Origin of the sequence: Leptolyngbya sp. FACHB-60, assembly GCF_014695775.1 — a bacterium.
GTDB lineage: Bacteria > Cyanobacteriota > Cyanobacteriia > Phormidesmidales > Phormidesmidaceae > Nodosilinea.
Window position 1 is genome coordinate 15,998 of sequence record NZ_JACJOX010000059.1, and the last position, 16,865, is coordinate 32,862.

Below are 16,865 nucleotides of genomic sequence, written 5' to 3' on the forward strand. Positions count from 1 at the left end.
ATGGTCGATTACACCGTTGCGCTTAAATGCGCTCGCCTGTGCCAGGAGGTCTACCGCGATTTTAGCGGCCTGCGGTTTTCGAGCTATCCCGACATTGAGCCGGTGTTTGTGGAAAGCCAGGACAATGGCTTTACCGACACCCAGGTGTCAATTTTGAACGAGATGACCAGCGATCGCCTCTACATTGTCTTTCGTGGCTCCGAAAAATCTATTGACTGGATGAACAACGTTCAGTTTCGCCAGCAGGTCTACCCCTACGGCGACGGCAACACCGAAGTCAAGTTTCACCAGGGGTTTATGTCGGCCTACTTTGCTGTTCGCCAGCAACTGCTCGATGTCATGGACAAATGTATGGCCCAGAAAGTCATTGTCACTGGCCACAGCCTGGGCGGGGCGCTTGCCACCATCGCCGCCCTCGACATTCAGTACAACCTGGGAGCCAAGCGTGAGCTCAGCTTTGAGGTCTATACCTTCGGCGCGCCCCGAGTGGGCAACCGTGCCATGGTGGAGTCATACAACGACCGCATTCCCAACAGCTATCGCTTTGTCTATGGCTGGGATATCGTTACCCGCATTCCCCGCACCTGGCAGGGCTATGACCATGTGGAAAAAGGCATTCAGCTAGGCTCTCGCTGGACTTTGCAGCCGCTCCGCCGCCGCTTTAGCGACCACTCGATTGATGGCTACATTGCCGGACTAGAGGACGAGGCCAAGGCTAGCTGACGGAATACGGGAGAGAATTGAAGGCGATCGCGCCATGCAATCTGCTTATAAGCTCTGCCGCTGTCCTAACCTAGATGACCACAGCTTTCTAAAAGCAGTCTGGCTCAGCAGGTGCTGGCGGTGCGTTAAACAAAGCAAACACTTGACGACAGCAGCGTCTCAACCGTTCGCGACAGGTGGGATCAGGGGTAACCTCGCCTGAAAATGCCCATTCATCGATGGTAGATAGGCTCCAACGCTTGCCGCGATGGTCAAATCCGGCCAGGTCAAGCCCGATCACCCGACATTGCTCCATCTGCGACAATTTGTGGTTGCTGTCGTCTTCAAGCTCACTATATAGGCGAATTTGCACTAGCAAACTGCGGCATTGAAACAGCCGACTTACCCCAGGGAAATGAAACCCCACATCAATGGAGTCAGGATCAACCAAGTCGCGGGTGTCAGGGTCATTGGCCCAGGGTTTGAGGTCGGCCCGCAGATCGGGAAACTCGGTCTTAAAAAGACCCACTACGGCGGCAATTTTGCTGGCAAACTCAATGCTGCTGGCCTGTTCTGCTGCGTTCACGCGACCTACAACGATAATGGGGGAGCCTTAAGCATAAACTAGAGCTCCCCTTTCAACAGTTAACTGGGTAACGGCTGAACCAACTTCTGACAACTTCGCCCAACCTACGTTTACTGAGCTGAGCTAACCACACCACTGCACATTTCGAGCATGCGGTGATCGTTTTCGCTCAGGTCGCCAATGGCGTGAAAACCATCGAGACCAAAAGGAATTAGCTCACCAGAGGCATCGCTAGACGCTACCGCCGAGTCCTCAACCATGGCCAGGCTGTAGGGGTAGGTGTCGGCTTGGTCGTAGCTGTTGATGACTGTCATGGAAATCTCGGTGCCCTGCACCTGGCCCTCAAAGCAGTCGAAGGATGAACTGGGGTAATAGAGCGCGCCATAGACGCGATCGCCCGTACGCTCCAGCACCACATAGCCTTGACCAATCTGATCGGGCTGAGGAACTTGGCCAAACAGATAGCGCTCACCCACGGTTTCAGCGGCAGTCTGAGCAACCGCTAACGCCTCTGGGGAAGTTTGATGATCTATAGTTTGAGCTTGAGCAGCAGTACCCAATGCCGCAGCCGTAACTGCACCTAAAAATACGTATGATAGAGCGCGGCGATCGCAACTCCGGCCCTGGCTTGAAACACGGTTTACCAGGGAAGAAAATAGGGTTGATTGAAACGTTTTGATACCCATTTTATTGCCCCCTTTCGTTTAATCTTTACATATCGCTAATCGGTCATTGAGAAGACTCAGTTCTCGCTCTAGCTCAATGCTCCAATGCGGCGCTCCATGCCCCTTTCAAGGTCTGTGGCTTGAACTCAATGTAGTAGACCTCAGCAACCAGATTTACACCCTAACGGCGAACCGTAACAACTCTTGTTAGTGGTGGTCATTTGTTTGCAATCGGCTTGAGTTAGCTATGAATTTCACTATCCGCCGAGGGGCGATCGCGCTCTACACAACTTGTCTTGCCACTGGGTATAGTTTCGGGCCAATACCTCAATTAAACATCTGTCGATGGGCCAGCTTCGCAACTGGTTAAAATTGGCCGAGGCCATCAGTTGGGCTGTAGAGACCTAAGAGTCAGGGTAAAATCGTAGGTAGAAACCGGTTTCCAAACTTGTAGGAGACAGCAATGGAGGGTTCCTCCACTTCCTTTGACGACGTTCGGGTGCCCCTCAAACTGCTGTTGTTTATTGACAAGCGGCCCAGCTTGGCCCAGCAAATGCGCCAGATCAAGCAGTATCTGAAAACCCTAGAGACCCATTTCGAACTCAACCTTGATGTCGTTGACATCGGTGAACAGCCCTACCTCGCTGAGCATTACAAGTTGGTAGCCAGCCCGGCGCTGATCAAAATTTCCCCCGCTCCCCAGCAGATGCTGGCGGGCAGCGACATTGTTAACCAGCTAGAGCGCTGGTGGCCCAAGTGGCAGCAAGAGCACCTCGATACCCTCAGTTTGCTAGGGGCAGAGGCCGACCCAAACCCAACGGTCGACTCTCTAGCGCAGCAAACTGACCTCTTGACCAATTCCGCCGAGCTGATGAAGCTCTCCGACGAGATCTTTCGGCTCAACCAAACCCGTGAAGAACTAGAGGCCCAGCTGCGTTTCAAGGATCGGATCATCGCCATGATGGCTCACGACCTGCGCAACCCACTCACGGCCGCCTCCATTGCGGTTGAAACCCTGGAGTTGGGCTATGCCCCTAACCAAACCCGCAACATTACCCTCAGCCCTGAACTCACAGGCCAGTTGCTAAAGCATGCCAAGACCCAAATTCGAGCCATCAATCGGATGATTACCGATATTCTTAAGGCGGCTCGGGGAGCATCCATGGAGCTTCAGATTGTGCCCCAAGAGCTGAATCTGCCTGCACTGTGTATGGAGGTGGTCGATGCTTTTCAAAATCGGCTTCAGGAAAAACAGCAGAGTCTAACCACCGAAATTCCCCAAGATCTGCCGACTGTCTATGCCGACGGCACCCAGGTCAAGCGCGTCGTCACCAACCTGCTCGACAACGCTATTAAATATACGCCCCAGGGGGGACAGGTCTCGATCATTGCGCTGCATCGCACCACTCAAAAAGTCCAGGTGTCTGTGGTAGATACTGGTCCTGGCATTCCGCCCGAAAACCGCGACAAAATTTTTGAAGAGAGCTATCGGCTTCAGCGCGACGTTACTCAGGATGGCTATGGGCTGGGGCTGGCTCTCTGCCAGCGCATTGTGCGCGCTCACTATGGTCAAATCTGGGTTGACTCAGTCCCTGGGGCAGGTAGCTCGTTTTTCTTTACCCTGCCGGTTTATCGGGCTTAGCTGTAATGGGCCGATCGCCCGCCGCTGACTGCTGAACAGCCCGCTCCAAACGCTGAGGCCTATGGCAAGATAGGGGCCATGGTGAAGCGGTTTTTGAATTATTTAAGCCCTGCCCTCTGGAGCAGCACGCTGTCTGTATACGGCAGTGGGAAACTCTGGCGTGAGGTTAGGCAACAGGCTGCCCGATCGCGCTGGGCAGAAGTCACCGCTGCGATCGCCTTTCTTTGGCTGCTGGGTCTACTGGGACTCAGTTTTGTGCTACTTCACGGCGAGCGAAACGCGCTGCTGCCCCCTGGAGCCCTGGCGCTGGCTCGCGGGCTCCAAACTATGCTACGAATGGCCGCTACCCCATCAACCGCCGCTCCTGGACGTTGGGGGCTAGGCCTGGTTGGCCTAGGGGCTTGGTTTTGCCTAGTTGCTGGCACTCGAAAGCTGGTGCAGCTGATAACAGGGGTCGCAGGCAGTAATCCGACCTCTCTGGCGATCTGGCGCGACCGACTGCTGCCTTGGGGAATCACGCTGCTAGGCCTGGGAGTAATAGGGCTGGTATTTAGCCTTGTAGGCAGTGCGCCCGATGCGGGGGCGATCGCTAGTCGTTGGGGCGTCTTCATTCGGCTAGGGCGCTGGGTGTTGGCGATCGGGATTGGGGCCGCAGGTCTGGCCTTGGTATATCGACTCACCCCGCAGCGCTGGCTACCCGGTTTAGGGCTGTGGCCTGGCGTCAGAGTCGTATTAGTATTGGGCCTAGGAATTTTGGGGCTGCGGCACTGGGGGCTAAGCTGGCTGACCCGTCAGGCGATCGCCTACGACCTCTTGCTGGCGCTTTGCCTTAACTTAATGACGCTGTATGGGCTAGTTTTGCTGGTGCCGGTGGGGGCTCAGATCAACCTCAGCCTTCTGCGCTATCGGGGGTCAGTTCATCGCTCTTGGGGGCGGCCGATACCAACGCCGCCGCCATCTTTCGATTCTTTCAAAATCAAGCGCCGAGATTAGGCTATGCCAATGGCTACAGAAGGTGTGCCAGTTCGTTAGGAGATCTGGACGTAAATTTTCGCCTCCAAAGCCTTTCGTTTACACAATATCTTGACGCTAATGCACTTGACGCTGCGGTTGCAAGGGCGAAGCGTCTCCGATCTAGTAGGGGCTATGCGATCGCCACAACCCTCTACCTGCTCCTAGCGAATGCGCTGCAGGCTGCTGACAATGCCTAGACCAAAACACAACAAAACCAGTAACCAGATCACCAGACCCGGTAGAAAGGCCAGCAGCGACAGACCCCGTAAAACCCACACGATGGCGGTCAGCCCCAGAGCCGCTAAAAAGAGTTTGGTTAGGGGTTGCAGCGGATAGCGACGACGGCCCATGGCAGCAATGTCTCCGTTTGTAAAGCTTTTACTAGGCTACGGGGGAATACTGAGGCCATTGGTAAAAGCCCCGTAATGATACTACCGTCCCCCCTACGCTTCGAAACTGTCTCACCTTTAATAGGAAAGCAAGCGACACAGCGCTAGTATGGCCCAGATACCGCAGCCCTTACCAGGGTAGCGACCAGGACTGGGGTTTGCGATCGCTCTAGGGCCAGACAGCCCCTGATAGCTTAACCAGGCAACTGTCGGCTACTGGCACCAATACCAGCTCGCATTGTTAGGAGGAATAAATCGATGGTTACTAGCGAAGTTCAAGGTATCCACGAGGTCAAGCAGCATGGCTTTCTCGCCCAGTTTTCTCCCACCGACCAGGTGGCGCTACTCCGCGGAGACGTATTGCTCCAGTCGCAGACCGGCAACGCCAGCGGCGCTGTCACGGCTCACATGTATGTGCCCCTAGCCCGCCCTCAGATTTGGCCCCAGGTGACTAACTACAGCTGCTGGACTCAGTATTTTCCCAATATCGTACACAGCGAAGTGCTAGAGACTGTAAAAACCGCGACTCAGCGCTATCGCCGTCTCTACCAGGTGGGGCGCAAGGGGTTTATGCTGCTAAGCGCCCAGGTCGAAATTTACCTCAAGGTGGTTGAAACAGCCTGTGAGGCCATTCAATTTCGCTTAGAGCAGGGCACCTTCTCCCACTTTGCAGCGGATCTGCACCTGCAAGATTTCAACCAGGGCACTCTGCTGACCTACTCAGTACAGGCCGCACCGACCATTCCAGTACCCTCATTTCTAATAGAACAGGCGATTAAGACCGATCTGCCGGGCAACATGCGGCAGATGAGACGAGTGCTGTGCGCCCGCTATGGTGTGGCGCAAGCAGCGGCATAGGTCATTGCGCTATTTCACAATCCTGCGTCTGCCCAACGACTTAGAGCTTGTTTAGACTGCTAACGGTAGCGCTCCACAAAAGCGCGCCCTGCCGACATGGCTGCACTGCTGGTGGTGTAGAAAGTGCCGTCACTGAGCACATCCAGGTCAGGCTTCACAATCCAGCACTGGTAGCCCCGGTCTTTATTGTGGCTAACGCCAATAATCCAGCCGGTCATGGCTGAAACTTGCACGACCGAATCCGCGTCCATCGCAGTATCCTCCCGTGGGCCTACGACCCATCCCAAACCAAGGTCGAGGGCCAGAGCTGTGCGGTGCTATGGTAAGTCAAATTGTGACCTGGGTCGGCAAAACCCCTGACTTTCTTCTCAATTCCCTAGGTCGATGCTGTATTCCTGCGCCCCTACCCTGTTGCTATGAGCAATCAAACCCTGCCCCTCGACGATCGCCTCTACCGCTACCTGGTCGACCACTCGGTGCATGAACCCGAAGTGCTCGTTGCTCTGCGCCACGAAACCGCCCAGCACCCCATGGCCGAAATGCAGATTGCCCCCGAGCAGGGGCAGTTTATGGCGCTGCTGGTACAGCTATTGGGAGTAACCAAAGCGCTAGAGATCGGCGTTTTTACGGGCTACAGTGCACTGCGGGTGGCGTTAGCTATGCCCCCAGAAGGCAAATTGGTGGCCTGTGATGTGAGTGAGGAGTACACGGCGATCGCCCGCCGCTACTGGGAAGAAGCTAAGGTCGCCCACAAAATTGACTTGCGCATTGCTCCTGCCACCGAAACCTTAGATCAGCTTATTCAGGCGGGCGAAACCAACAGCTTCGACTTTGCTTTTATCGACGCCGACAAAAGCGGCTACCCCACCTACTACGAACAGGCGCTACAACTGGTGCGCCCTAGCGGCCTCATTGCCCTAGACAATGTGCTGTGGTCGGGCCAGGTAGCCGACCCTGCCGTGCAGGACAGCCGCACCAACACCCTTCGCCGCCTCAATGAAGCGATTCATAACGACGATCGCGTCGTTGCCAGCCTGGTTCCTATCGCCGACGGTCTGACCTTGGCAATGAAAAAGCGGTAGGGATAATTTTACAGGGTTCGCTCGGGAGTCATAACCAACAGACTCAGTTAAGAGTAGCTGAACCCAGGGACAACTATGACGGCTGTAATGGAGCAATTCCTCAAGATCCCAGGATTACTTGCCAATACAGAACCGGCTGAAGATTTCATCGAGCATAGATTCGGTGATTTCGTCGCCGGTAATGCTGCCCAAGGCCGCGATCGTACTCCTTAAATCAATTGTCCAGAAATCCAGTGGCAGCTGATTTTCAATGGTTTGCTGCACCTGGTAGAGCGCATTGCGGGCCACTGTCAGGGCGGCTCCCTGACGCTGGTTAACGGTGAACTCTAAATTGGCCGTGGTGAGCCGATCGGCATGGATGGCACTAAGAATTGCCTGTTCTAGGGCGTCTATGCCCTGCTGCTGAGCGGCGGCGGTGTGAACTGTAGGCAGGTTACAGGGGACCACGAGCTGATTCACGGCATCAGCGGCCACCAGATCCACTTTATTAATGACCAGAATTAGAGAAGTCTTCTGTACCGACTCATAGAGCTGCTGGTCGGCTTCAGTCCACCCAGCGACGGCGTCGATGGTGAGCAGCACCAGATCTGCGCCCTGGGCCACCTGGCGCGATCGCGCAATCCCCATCTGCTCCACCGGGTCGCTGGCCTCGCGAATGCCCGCTGTATCTAGCACCTGAATGGGGATACCGCCCACCACTAGCTGCGATTCCACCACATCACGGGTGGTGCCGGGCAGATCGGTGACAATGGCGCGATCGCAGCGGCTCCAGGCGTTGAGCAGGCTCGACTTGCCCACGTTGGGGCGGCCCACAATCGCTACCTTCAGCCCCGTGCGCAGCAGTTCCCCCGACTCTGCCGTGGTCAGCATGCGCTCGACCTCGGTCAGCACGGCGGCTACTTGCGATCGCACCGTCTTCTCATCCAGGGGCGGCAGGTCGTCTTCGAAGTCAATGCGGGCCTCCACCTCGGCCAGCACGTCGAGGCAGGTCGAACGCAGCTGGCGAATAGGCTGGGTGAGCTTACCCTGCACTCCAGCTAGGGCTGTCTTCGCCGCCAGGCTTGACTGGGCCGCCACTAGATCGGCCACCCCTTCAGCCTGGGTGAGGTCGAGCCGCCCGTTCAAAAACGCTCGCAGAGTAAATTCGCCCGGTTCCGCTAGCCGTGCCCCCTGACTCAGACAGAGCTGAAGCACCTGCTGCACAGCCATCAGCCCGCCGTGACAGTGAAATTCCACCACATCTTCGCGGGTATAGGAGCGGGGAGCCAGCATGAGCAGCAGCAGCGCTTCATCCACAGGCTGCCCAGTGCGGGGATCGCGCACCTGGCCATAGAGAATGCGGTGGCTTTCCCAGGGTTGTTTGCCAGGCGCGTGAAATAGCTTGCGGGCGATCGCCACGGCCTCAGCTCCGGACAGTCGCACAATGCCTACGCTGCCCTGCTGGGGGGCAATGGCGGTGGCGATCGCCGCAATGGTTTCCCCTTGGGATGGCTTGTCTTCGGGGGACTCGCCCTGAATTGTTGAGAGTAACGCCCTTTGCTGAGCGGCAGCGCCATCCATAGCATCTATCCTGCACGGTGAAGTGATGTTGAAGCCCAGGGCAAGTCTGATAAAGCGCCGATCTGCTGGGTAGAATAGAAAAGAATCTTTACGTGTCTCTAAGATTCTACCGCTGAGTTTTTCTGCCTATCCAGGGTAGTCTACCAAGCCATCGGGAATGGCTGCCCTTCAACAGTTGAGCTGTCTCTAATTTTCACTTCCCCTTGGATTTTGGGGGAACTTAGCCTCTGGTATACCCTCGTCTATGACCACTACGCCCGTAACTGAACCGACCCCTAGCCCCAAGTCCGTGATGCGCAAAACGACTCAACCCCAGTGGCGGCGGCAGCTTCGCTATCTGTACCTGCGTTTTTTGCGGCTTCAGGGCACTCCTGAACAGTTAGCTCGGGGTATGGCCGCAGGCATATTTTCTGGCTGCTTTCCCCTGTTTGGCTTTCAGATGCTTATTGGGGTGGCCGTGGCTACGGTGCTGCGGGGCAACCGCATCATGGCGGCAGCGGCCACCTGGATCAGCAACCCCTTTACCTACGTGCCTATTTTCGCCTTTAACTATCAAGTGGGGCTGTGGCTGTTAGGGGGCAGTGCGACCCAGGCCTTTGACGACCTCGACAGTCTCAAAAGCTGGATGGATATGGGCACCGAAGTGTCGGTGCGGCTGATGTTGGGCAGCACGGTAGTGGGCTTAGTGGCGGGAGTGGCCAGCTACTTTGTGGGTCTACCGCTGATTCGACGGGTGCGATCGCGCCAGATCGCCCGGCAGCAGAGCCAGCTAGAGCAACCTTAGCCGTGGTTAGAGAACCTTATCCAGCCCATAGATGAGCGATTTTAGGGCCATCACCCGGCGAATGCAGAGCAGCACACCGGGCATAAAGCTGGCGCGATCGCTGGTGTCGTGGCGCAGGGTGTAGAGCTGCCCCGGTGAGCCAAACAAAATTTCCTGGTGGGCAATCAGCCCTGGCAGCCGCACACTGTGGATATTGATTCCTTCTGGGGTTGCACCACCCCGCGCTCCAGGAATCGTCTCGGTTTCCTTAACCAAAGGCGTATTAAAAGTTTGCTGAACCTCCGCCAGCATTTGAGCGGTCTGCACGGCGGTACCGCTGGGGGCATCAGCCTTTTGGTTGTGGTGCAGCTCGATAATCTCAACGTGGTCGAAGTACTGAGCGGCCTGTTGAGCGGCCTGCTGCATCAGCACCACCCCAATAGAAAAGTTGGGCACAATCAGGCAGCCGACGCTGGCTTTGTCGGCAAACTCCGCTAGGTCGCGAATTTGCGCATTGCTCAGGCCGGTGGTGCCGACGACAGGGCGCACACCGTAGGCGATCGCCGCCCGCACCGACTCATACACGCTATCGGGATGGGAGAGGTCAACCATCACCGCCAACCCTTCGCTCTGGGCGGCCACTAGGGTTGCCTCCAAGTCGTTCATCATCGGCACTTCCAGGGGCTTGTAGCCAATCACCTCGCCAATGTCTTGGCCCATCAGCTCAGGATTTCTGCCGATTGCCCCCACTAGCGTGATGTCTGCGGCTTGATCGATAGCTTTGATGACCTCGCGGCCCATTTTGCCGTAGGCCCCGTTGACTACGACGGGAATAGTCGATTGTGTAGACATAGAAAAACTTGGTTTAGCGGACTGAGGGAATTAGCCGGTCGGCAAGTCTGACGGTCAAAAGCTACCAGCCCTGAAGTTTCTCACGTTTCAACCCGCCAGCGCTGCAACCTTCAGGCTCGCCTTACTTCACTACTGAAACTTTCGTTCCAATGACTTGAGATACTCGGTGTTGACTCCCGACTCGCGGGGCAGAGAGATTTTGCCGGTGCGGGCAATTTCGCGAATGCCAAAGCGGTTGAGCACCTGCACGATCGCCACCATCTTGCCGGGGTCACCCACCACCTCCAGGGTGAGAGAATCCTCAGACACATCTACCACCCGCGCCCGAAAGATTTGGGCGAACTCAATAATCTCAGAGCGGCTGGTGCTGGTGGCGTTGACCTTGAGCAGCATCAGCTCTCGCTCAACGCAGGGCGTGTCGGTGACGTCGTTGACCTTGAGCACATTGATCAACTTGTAGAGCTGCTTGGTGAGCTGCTCGATCACCGCATCGTCGCCGGGCACCACCATGGTGATGCGAGAAATGCCTGAGGTTTCTGCCGGCCCCACCGCCAGGCTCTCAATGTTGAACCCGCGCCGGGCAAACAAACCGGCAATGCGGCTCAGCACCCCGGCCTCGTCTTCAACCAGTACAGAAAGGGTGTGTTTGATGGCCTGCTGGGGAGCCACAGCCGAACTGGGGAGAATAGAAGGGTTAACCATAGGGCCTGGGGATGTAGAAGGTCTCAGCACCAGCGCTGATGCGCGAGAGTTGCAAAACTAACAAACCTCAATACTATCCCGAAAGTCTCTGCCTTAAAACCATCCCTTCTGTACCCATTCACCATTTCTCCTGACAAAACACTGAACTTCCTTACCCTTTCTCCTCTAAGGACTTTTGTGTGGGCGATCGCCTGGCTGAAAGACCAACAATGCCGTTGCTCCTTTGACGTCGCTAATACAAACAGGCACTAGCTCCCTCCCCCGCCCATCTCATCCTCACATCTTCATTTAGCTTGGCTTCACAAACCCCCAAAGCCTGCCCACATCCCCCAGATTGGGTATCCTTGAGGCACTAGCCTACCGTCACTGCATTTGGCATGAGCTTATCTGGCCCCGCTAAAGAGATTCAGTCCCTCAAGGGGCGCTTTCTCGACCTGATTAACTTGCGCCCTGGGGAAGAAGAGCGCACGCTGCTCATGTTTGCCTCTTACACTGCCACTTCCATGGGCATTTTGTGGCTGGAGGTGAGTTCGGCAGCACTATTTTTGGGAGAGTACGGGGCGGCCAGCCTGCCGTTGATCTATATCTTTAGTGCTGGGGTAGGGCTGGGGCTGAGCGTGGTCTATTCCTGGCTACAGCGGCTGTTTCCGCTGCGCCGGGTGATTGTGATCATCGCCATGCTGATGGCTGTGCCAATTTTGGGATTTCGCTGGGGGCTAACGATACCGTGGCTAGCGGCTCCCATGGTCTTTTCGATGCGGCTGTGGATTGAGGCTATCTATGGGCTCAACGACCTCAACCTGTCGGTGACCGCCAACCAGTTGTTTAACATTCGCGAGATCAAGCGGGCGTATCCGATTATTAGCAGTGGCAATTTAGTCGCCGACGTGATCAGCGGCTTTTCGGTGTATCTGCTGCTCAAGCTGATTGGGCTGCAAAACGTGCTGCTGCTGTCCTTTGTGGTGATGGTAGTGGGGGCGGTCATTTTGTATCACCTCAGCCGCAACTATGAGCACGCCTTCCCCGACTCGCCTCGACGCCAGGCGGAAGATGCTGAGTCAGTGGAGAGCTTCAAGTCGCGCCAACGGCTTCAGGGGCCAATCCAGCAGTACGTGGTGCTGCTGTTTTCGTTCTTTGTGCTGGCCCAGATGCTGCTGTTCTCCATTGAGTTTCAGTTCTTTAACCAGCTAGAAACTAGCTTAGATGTCGCCGCGATCGCGGCTTTTTTGGGCTTTTTTAGCGGTCTGCTGGGGCTAATTGAGCTATTTACCCAGTGGTTTACCTCCAGCCGACTGATTGAGCGGGAGGGGGTGTTTAAGGTAGCCCTAGTGCTGCCCTCGGTGATTGTGGTGATTGGGGTAATTACGCTAGTGGCCAGCTACCCGGTGCGCATGGGGTTGATGGCCATGTTCGTCGGATTGATCGTGCTGAAGTTTTTTGATGAATGGCTGCGCTATACGTTGGTGGCCACCACGCGCCCGATTTTGTTTCAGCCGATTCCTGACCAGGTGCGCAGCACGGTGCAGTCGTGGGTGGGGGGTATTGCCGAGCCGCTGTCGATGGGGGGCACGGGGGTGGCTATTTTGGTCACCATCGCCGTTTGCAACCGCATTGGGCTGGTTGATACTCTGGTGCAGGCGCGGCTGTTTTTGCTGGGCACAGTGGTGGCGGCACTGGTGTGGTTTGCGATTATGGTAATGCTGCGATCGCGCTATCTCAACCTGCTGGTGCGGGGGGCCGAGCGCGGCCTGCTGACCTTTTCTGACGCCAACTTGCGGGTGCTCAAGCGCGCCTTTATTGAGCAGCTCGAAAAGCCTGGGTTAGACGCCAACAAGCGATCGTGTATTGAACTGCTGAGCCACATTGACCCTCAAAACGTGGGTGAGATCTTGGCTCCCCGCCTGACCGCCCTGCCCCCTGCCCTCCAGCGTCAAAGCCTGGAGGCGATGCTAGAGTATCCCAACCCGGCCTACACCGCCCAGGTGCAGGAGCTACTAGAGGTGCCCAACCAGGCTCCTGAAATTTTGGCCCAGGCGCTGCGCTACGTGTGGCTGGCCCAGGAACGCTTTGACATCAACGATCTACGCCCCTACCTGCCGCCGGAGGTGGATGCGGTGGTGCGGGGCACGGCAGCCTCGCTGATGCTGCGGCGGGGCAACTTGCAGGAGCGGGCCGAGGCCACCGCCACCCTGCGCAAAATGCTGGTGCATGACGAAGAACGGGAGCGGGTGATGGGCTGCCGCGCCCTGGGTGAGGCCGACTATATGGAATCGCTCAGCATTTATATTGACGACCTGCTGCAAGACTCCTCGCTGCGGGTGCGACGGGCAATATTGGAGGCGATCGCCGCCACCCAGTACAAAAAATATTACCCCTCGCTGCTCAAAGCGCTCCAGTACAAGTCAACCCGCGAGGCCGCCATAGCCGCCCTTACCCGCCTGGGCAACGAGGCCCTGCCCATGCTTCAAGAACTGGCCCTCGACAGCTACCGTCCCGAAATTCTGCGCAACCAGGCCTGGCAGGTGATTGGCAACATTGGCACCATACCCGCCCTAGAGTTTTTGCTTCAAAACCTGGTCACTACCTGGGGTAACACCCGCCGCCACATTTTGCGAATTTTGCTCAGCCTGTATCAGGAATCGGGGGTGAAGCGATCGTCCTTGATTGACGGGGTGTTGGATCGCGGCTTAGGCCGCAGCGGCATCGAAGATCTGATCAATACTGAGCTGGCTTTTGCTGGGCAAATGCTGGCCGCTAAGGTCGATCTGGCCGCTAACCGAGTGGATGGCATTGAGGCCGACCTGCTGCGCAAAGCCCTCGACGGGTTACAGGCCGATGCCACTGAGCGGCTGTTTATGCTGCTGCGGTTTGTGTCGCCCGCCACGGCCATTCAAGCGGCCCAGGTGAGCCTCAGCGGGTCAGCGGCCCAGTGGGCCAGGGGCATTGAAATTCTCGATAACGTGGTGGATGTGGCCAACAAACGGTCAATTTTGATCTTGCTCGATCGCCGCGCAGATGCCGACAAACTTAAGCTGCTGGCCCTCTCTACGCCGCTGATTGCCTACCGCCCACTGCTACCCCGCGATCGCCTGCGTCAGCTGCTCGATCTGCGCAACTTTTTGTCAGACTGGACCATTGCCTGCTGCTTTCACCTGGCCCGCGTGCAGCGGTGGAATCTCACCGCCGAGCACACCCTAGCCTCGCTACAGCACTCTACCGGCTTTGTGCGCGAGGCTGTGCTGACCTACCTAGCCGTGGCCTCGCCCCGCGCCCTGCGGGAGCTGCTGCCCCTGATGCAGCAAGACGCCGACCCGCTGGTGCTGGCCCAGGTTAAACAGCTGATCAACACCTATAATCTGGAGCCGAGCCCCTCCGCTAGCTGACGCATTCTGGCCCCGTTCACCCGCCGTTGCCCCGTAGGTCAAATCGCCCCTCATGCTAAACAGCGTCGAACGACTCTTATTTATTCGCAACGTCCCCATGTTCAAAGAGCTGCGGGATGACTTTTTGGTGCGCCTGGCCTCGGTGATGGATGAAGTGTTCTACGACAGCAACTACACCATCATCACCGAAGGCCAGGAGGGGCGATCGATGTACATTGTGGTGTCGGGCCGCGTCAGTGTGCACATTGGCGGGCAAGAAGTGGCCCAGCTCAAGGAAGACGAATGCTTTGGCGAAATGTCGGTGTTTGATGCCGAGCCGCGATCGGCCTCGGTCACTACCCTAGATCCCTGCGCTTGCCTGGTGCTCACCCAGCAGCAGCTCTACGACGCCATTGACGAAACCCCTGGCATTGCGGTCAACGTCATTCGCCTGCTCTCGCGCCGCATTCGCGAGCTTAACCAGGATCTCAACCAGGTCAAACAGCAGCTGACGCAGCCTTCACCGTTTCCCCAAACCCGGCCCCAGTGGTATCGGCCTCTGCCTTTTCCGCCGTCGGAACCCCTGGCGCGATCGGGCAGCTAGGGATGAAGGCATTGGGGTGCAAGGTTTAAGCAAGGCTAGAACAGCGACCTCAAAACATTCTCAAAAAGGGGGGTGTAAGCCCAAACCCCGGAGAATTCCGTCAACTTGCACGCTGCTCAACCGTGCCAGAAATGCTTGAAGCGATCTGAAACCAGTTCGGTATTCGCGATCCCACAGGCTCAACGGTCGATGGGGCAAGCGCTGGCACACTTGTTTGAGCTGAAAGGCAGCAAGGTAGCTTGGCTTCTGGGCTTTCCCAACTCGCAATGCGCTCATGGTGCAAGGGCAGCGCCCAACTGCCCTCAGCTCCAGGGATCTAGGTCAGAGTGCTATACCCTTGACCGAGACTCACTGATCCCAACCTCCCGCCGCTAGTGGCCTGGGTCTCATGGGTGCGTTTCCGTAATCGCTTTGCCTCGGGGCGGAGCCGTCCGGTATGATTGCCCGCCAGTACCATTGTTTGAAATCTGTTCAAGCTAAAGTCGCATCATCCGTTTAGTCTAGACTGCAGATTCCTCCAAGGTTTTGCCCGAATGCCTGTCCACTCGCTTAACTCATTGCAGAGCCATCCAATTTCCTGACGATCGCCGTCGACAACAATTATTTGATCATCAGCTGGGAAGTTCAAGTTGAGTCGATAGCGGGTCGGGACATCTTCGCCAGCAGAAATGCTCATTAGTCTTCCTTGAAAAATTTCAGTCGGTTCAACACTTTTTAGCAGGTTTAGAGTAACAATAACTACCTTATCCTTTTTTTGAAATGTAACATTGGCACTAGCAATGGGTAAACTTCTAGCACTTTCAAAGGACATATCAACCGCTTCCCCTCCATCTGTATCTTGAAGTATAGGCAGGAACCTAGAAAAACTCAAAATTAGCATCGGCAAGAGAAGCAAGGCAAGGAACCAATCAATGAAAATTAATGCACAAACTGTTATTGAGATTACTGCTAGACACGCCCACATAATCAAGGAACGTTCCCTATCTGAATACTTATTTAAAAACTTATTTAAAATCTTGCCTGAAAAGGTGTATTGAATTTGCTTTAATGGCAATTCTAGTTGAAGAGTGGTTTGAGTTGCCTTCAGGAAAATAGAAGAGGATGGACGTGTTGTTATACCTAGGTGTTTTTTGGGTAGGGTCAATGCCGCTTTTGGCTCTTGGGGAGGCTTGAGAAAGTGTAGCCTTGCGTCTTGTGCTGTTGCCGGTCTTTGGGTTAGGCTTGGGTCTGTTAGCCATTCGATCCAACTGATGAAAGACCCGCTGAGGGACGTCAAGTGCTTAAATTCGACGTGCAGATCGTTTTGAGGCAAATCGGCAGGATGTTGACCTGTCGCTAAATAAATTAAGGTCATACCGACACCATACAAATCGGATGCCGGTAACGATCGTCCACCAAATTGCTCGGGTGGCATATAGCCATAGGTGCCAACCACGGTTACCGTACCACTATGAGCGGCTGTTTGTACCGAGCCAAAATCAATTAGATAAACCTCACCCGGACTATTGCCACTGCGGTTTTTTAGCAACACATTGCTCGGTTTAATATCGCGATGAATGACAGGTGGTTGAAGGCGATAAAGGTACTCCAAAATATCTAGCAAGTCTTTAGCGATTGCCGTTAGTTCTGCTTCGCTAAACCTGCATCCATCCTGTATTAATTGTTGTAGCGAGCGTGCCTCAATGTAGCCTTGCACCAGTGCAAAACCCTTGCCAAACTCGATTTCTACCTCAAAAAAATCGAGGTATTGAGGTATTGCTGGATGATTAAGAGCTTTAAGAGTTTCTGCCTCGCGCTCAAATAATTTCAAATCCTCCCAGGTAAAATCTGGGCTAAATAGTAAGAGTTTAATGACAACAGGCAATTGGTTTTTTAAATCGAGGGCCAAAAACGTTTGCCGTCCGGGTTTGCGACCCAGCAGTGCTTGAATTTGATAGCGATCGTGCAAGATTTGATTTACGAATGGACTGCCAGCACTGCCATCGAAATTGGCCATTGGTAAACCTTTTTGATCTGAACAAACACTACGGATGTCTTTGGCATCTTTGCATCAAAGGTACCCAACTTTATGGGGGCTCACCCCC

At 55.5% G+C, this 16,865-nt stretch carries 16 protein-coding genes and 1 pseudogene; 8 read left to right on the forward strand and 9 right to left on the reverse strand.

The window, feature by feature from the left end; translation table 11 throughout:
- A complete protein-coding gene (locus H6F57_RS22475) occupies nt 1–723 on the forward strand; it encodes a lipase family protein (RefSeq protein WP_190628864.1) in 723 nt (240 codons plus the stop codon).
- A gap of 88 nt (nt 724–811) precedes the next feature.
- Here H6F57_RS22475 and H6F57_RS22480 read toward each other — a convergent pair whose 3' ends face one another.
- Nucleotides 812–1,288, reverse strand: a complete 477-nt coding sequence (locus H6F57_RS22480; protein WP_190628865.1) for a hypothetical protein — start codon at nt 1,286–1,288, stop codon at nt 812–814.
- A gap of 110 nt (nt 1,289–1,398) precedes the next feature.
- A complete protein-coding gene (locus tag H6F57_RS22485) occupies nt 1,399–1,974 on the reverse strand; it encodes a hypothetical protein (RefSeq protein ID WP_190628866.1) in 576 nt (191 codons plus the stop codon).
- Nucleotides 1,975–2,416: 442 nt separating this feature from the next.
- On the opposite strand from H6F57_RS22485, the gene H6F57_RS22490 reads away from it, so the two are divergent.
- Nucleotides 2,417–3,595, forward strand: a complete 1,179-nt coding sequence (locus tag H6F57_RS22490) for a histidine kinase (protein WP_190628867.1) — start codon at nt 2,417–2,419, stop codon at nt 3,593–3,595.
- A 78-nt stretch (nt 3,596–3,673) separates the two neighbouring features.
- Nucleotides 3,674–4,588: a hypothetical protein gene (locus H6F57_RS22495; RefSeq protein WP_190628868.1), complete on the forward strand. Its 915-nt coding sequence runs from the start codon at nt 3,674–3,676 to the stop codon at nt 4,586–4,588.
- 182 nt (nt 4,589–4,770) lie between these two features.
- Here the strand turns inward: H6F57_RS22495 and H6F57_RS22500 are convergent, their stop codons facing one another.
- Nucleotides 4,771–4,959, reverse strand: a complete 189-nt coding sequence (locus tag H6F57_RS22500) for a hypothetical protein (RefSeq protein WP_190628870.1) — start codon at nt 4,957–4,959, stop codon at nt 4,771–4,773.
- A gap of 297 nt (nt 4,960–5,256) precedes the next feature.
- Here H6F57_RS22500 and H6F57_RS22505 point away from each other — a divergent pair, with 297 nt between their 5' ends.
- Nucleotides 5,257–5,856, forward strand: coding sequence for an SRPBCC family protein (locus H6F57_RS22505; protein ID WP_190628872.1), 600 nt, complete (start codon nt 5,257–5,259; stop codon nt 5,854–5,856).
- A 59-nt stretch (nt 5,857–5,915) separates the two neighbouring features.
- On the opposite strand, the gene H6F57_RS22510 is transcribed toward H6F57_RS22505, so the two are convergent.
- The gene (locus H6F57_RS22510; protein WP_190628873.1) at nt 5,916–6,107 is read right to left on the reverse strand and encodes a hypothetical protein; all 192 of its coding nucleotides are present in this window, start codon (nt 6,105–6,107) and stop codon (nt 5,916–5,918) included.
- A 165-nt stretch (nt 6,108–6,272) separates the two neighbouring features.
- Between H6F57_RS22510 and H6F57_RS22515 the strand changes: the two genes are divergently transcribed.
- Entirely contained in the window at nt 6,273–6,938 is a 666-nt protein-coding gene (locus H6F57_RS22515) for a class I SAM-dependent methyltransferase (RefSeq protein ID WP_190628875.1), read from the forward strand.
- A gap of 114 nt (nt 6,939–7,052) precedes the next feature.
- Here H6F57_RS22515 and mnmE read toward each other — a convergent pair whose 3' ends face one another.
- Nucleotides 7,053–8,498: a tRNA uridine-5-carboxymethylaminomethyl(34) synthesis GTPase MnmE gene (mnmE, locus tag H6F57_RS22520; RefSeq protein WP_190628876.1), complete on the reverse strand. Its 1,446-nt coding sequence runs from the start codon at nt 8,496–8,498 to the stop codon at nt 7,053–7,055.
- A 244-nt stretch (nt 8,499–8,742) separates the two neighbouring features.
- On the opposite strand from mnmE, the gene H6F57_RS22525 reads away from it, so the two are divergent.
- Nucleotides 8,743–9,282, forward strand: a complete 540-nt coding sequence (locus tag H6F57_RS22525; RefSeq protein WP_242024956.1) for a DUF2062 domain-containing protein — start codon at nt 8,743–8,745, stop codon at nt 9,280–9,282.
- 6 nt (nt 9,283–9,288) lie between these two features.
- Here the strand turns inward: H6F57_RS22525 and dapB are convergent, their stop codons facing one another.
- Nucleotides 9,289–10,113: a 4-hydroxy-tetrahydrodipicolinate reductase gene (dapB, locus tag H6F57_RS22530; protein ID WP_190628878.1), complete on the reverse strand. Its 825-nt coding sequence runs from the start codon at nt 10,111–10,113 to the stop codon at nt 9,289–9,291.
- Nucleotides 10,114–10,242: 129 nt separating this feature from the next.
- Entirely contained in the window at nt 10,243–10,764 is a 522-nt protein-coding gene (gene ilvN, locus H6F57_RS22535) for an acetolactate synthase small subunit (protein ID WP_190520920.1), read from the reverse strand.
- A gap of 428 nt (nt 10,765–11,192) precedes the next feature.
- Here ilvN and H6F57_RS22540 point away from each other — a divergent pair, with 428 nt between their 5' ends.
- A complete protein-coding gene (locus H6F57_RS22540) occupies nt 11,193–14,198 on the forward strand; it encodes a HEAT repeat domain-containing protein (RefSeq protein ID WP_190628880.1) in 3,006 nt (1,001 codons plus the stop codon).
- A gap of 52 nt (nt 14,199–14,250) precedes the next feature.
- A complete protein-coding gene (locus H6F57_RS22545) occupies nt 14,251–14,781 on the forward strand; it encodes a cyclic nucleotide-binding domain-containing protein (RefSeq protein WP_199289821.1) in 531 nt (176 codons plus the stop codon).
- A 159-nt stretch (nt 14,782–14,940) separates the two neighbouring features.
- Here H6F57_RS22545 and H6F57_RS28455 read toward each other — a convergent pair.
- Both H6F57_RS28455 and H6F57_RS22550 read right to left on the reverse strand, forming a co-directional pair.
- A pseudogene (locus tag H6F57_RS28455) lies at nt 14,941–15,278 on the reverse strand (transposase); the annotation flags it as partial.
- Entirely contained in the window at nt 15,269–16,777 is a 1,509-nt protein-coding gene (locus H6F57_RS22550) for a serine/threonine-protein kinase (protein ID WP_190628883.1), read from the reverse strand. The pseudogene H6F57_RS28455 and the gene H6F57_RS22550, both read right to left, overlap by 10 nt.
- Nucleotides 16,778–16,865: the final 88 nt, after the last annotated feature.

Excerpts from the sequence above, each read along its gene's own strand:
- H6F57_RS22540 (WP_190628880.1), top strand. The coding sequence starts at position 11,193 with ATGAGCTTATCTGGCCCCGCTAAAGAGATTCAGTCCCTCAAGGGGCGC.
- dapB (WP_190628878.1), bottom strand. The coding sequence starts at position 10,113 with ATGTCTACACAATCGACTATTCCCGTCGTAGTCAACGGGGCCTACGGC.
- H6F57_RS22500 (WP_190628870.1), bottom strand. The coding sequence starts at position 4,959 with ATGGGCCGTCGTCGCTATCCGCTGCAACCCCTAACCAAACTCTTTTTA.
- H6F57_RS22475 (WP_190628864.1), top strand. The coding sequence starts at position 1 with ATGGTCGATTACACCGTTGCGCTTAAATGCGCTCGCCTGTGCCAGGAG.
- H6F57_RS22505 (WP_190628872.1), top strand. The coding sequence starts at position 5,257 with ATGGTTACTAGCGAAGTTCAAGGTATCCACGAGGTCAAGCAGCATGGC.
- H6F57_RS22510 (WP_190628873.1), bottom strand. The coding sequence starts at position 6,107 with ATGGACGCGGATTCGGTCGTGCAAGTTTCAGCCATGACCGGCTGGATT.
- H6F57_RS22550 (WP_190628883.1), bottom strand. The coding sequence starts at position 16,777 with ATGGCCAATTTCGATGGCAGTGCTGGCAGTCCATTCGTAAATCAAATC.
- mnmE (WP_190628876.1), bottom strand. The coding sequence starts at position 8,498 with ATGGATGGCGCTGCCGCTCAGCAAAGGGCGTTACTCTCAACAATTCAG.
- H6F57_RS22495 (WP_190628868.1), top strand. The coding sequence starts at position 3,674 with ATGGTGAAGCGGTTTTTGAATTATTTAAGCCCTGCCCTCTGGAGCAGC.
- H6F57_RS22545 (WP_199289821.1), top strand. The coding sequence starts at position 14,251 with ATGCTAAACAGCGTCGAACGACTCTTATTTATTCGCAACGTCCCCATG.
- H6F57_RS22525 (WP_242024956.1), top strand. The coding sequence starts at position 8,743 with ATGACCACTACGCCCGTAACTGAACCGACCCCTAGCCCCAAGTCCGTG.
- H6F57_RS22485 (WP_190628866.1), bottom strand. The coding sequence starts at position 1,974 with ATGGGTATCAAAACGTTTCAATCAACCCTATTTTCTTCCCTGGTAAAC.
- H6F57_RS22515 (WP_190628875.1), top strand. The coding sequence starts at position 6,273 with ATGAGCAATCAAACCCTGCCCCTCGACGATCGCCTCTACCGCTACCTG.
- H6F57_RS22490 (WP_190628867.1), top strand. The coding sequence starts at position 2,417 with ATGGAGGGTTCCTCCACTTCCTTTGACGACGTTCGGGTGCCCCTCAAA.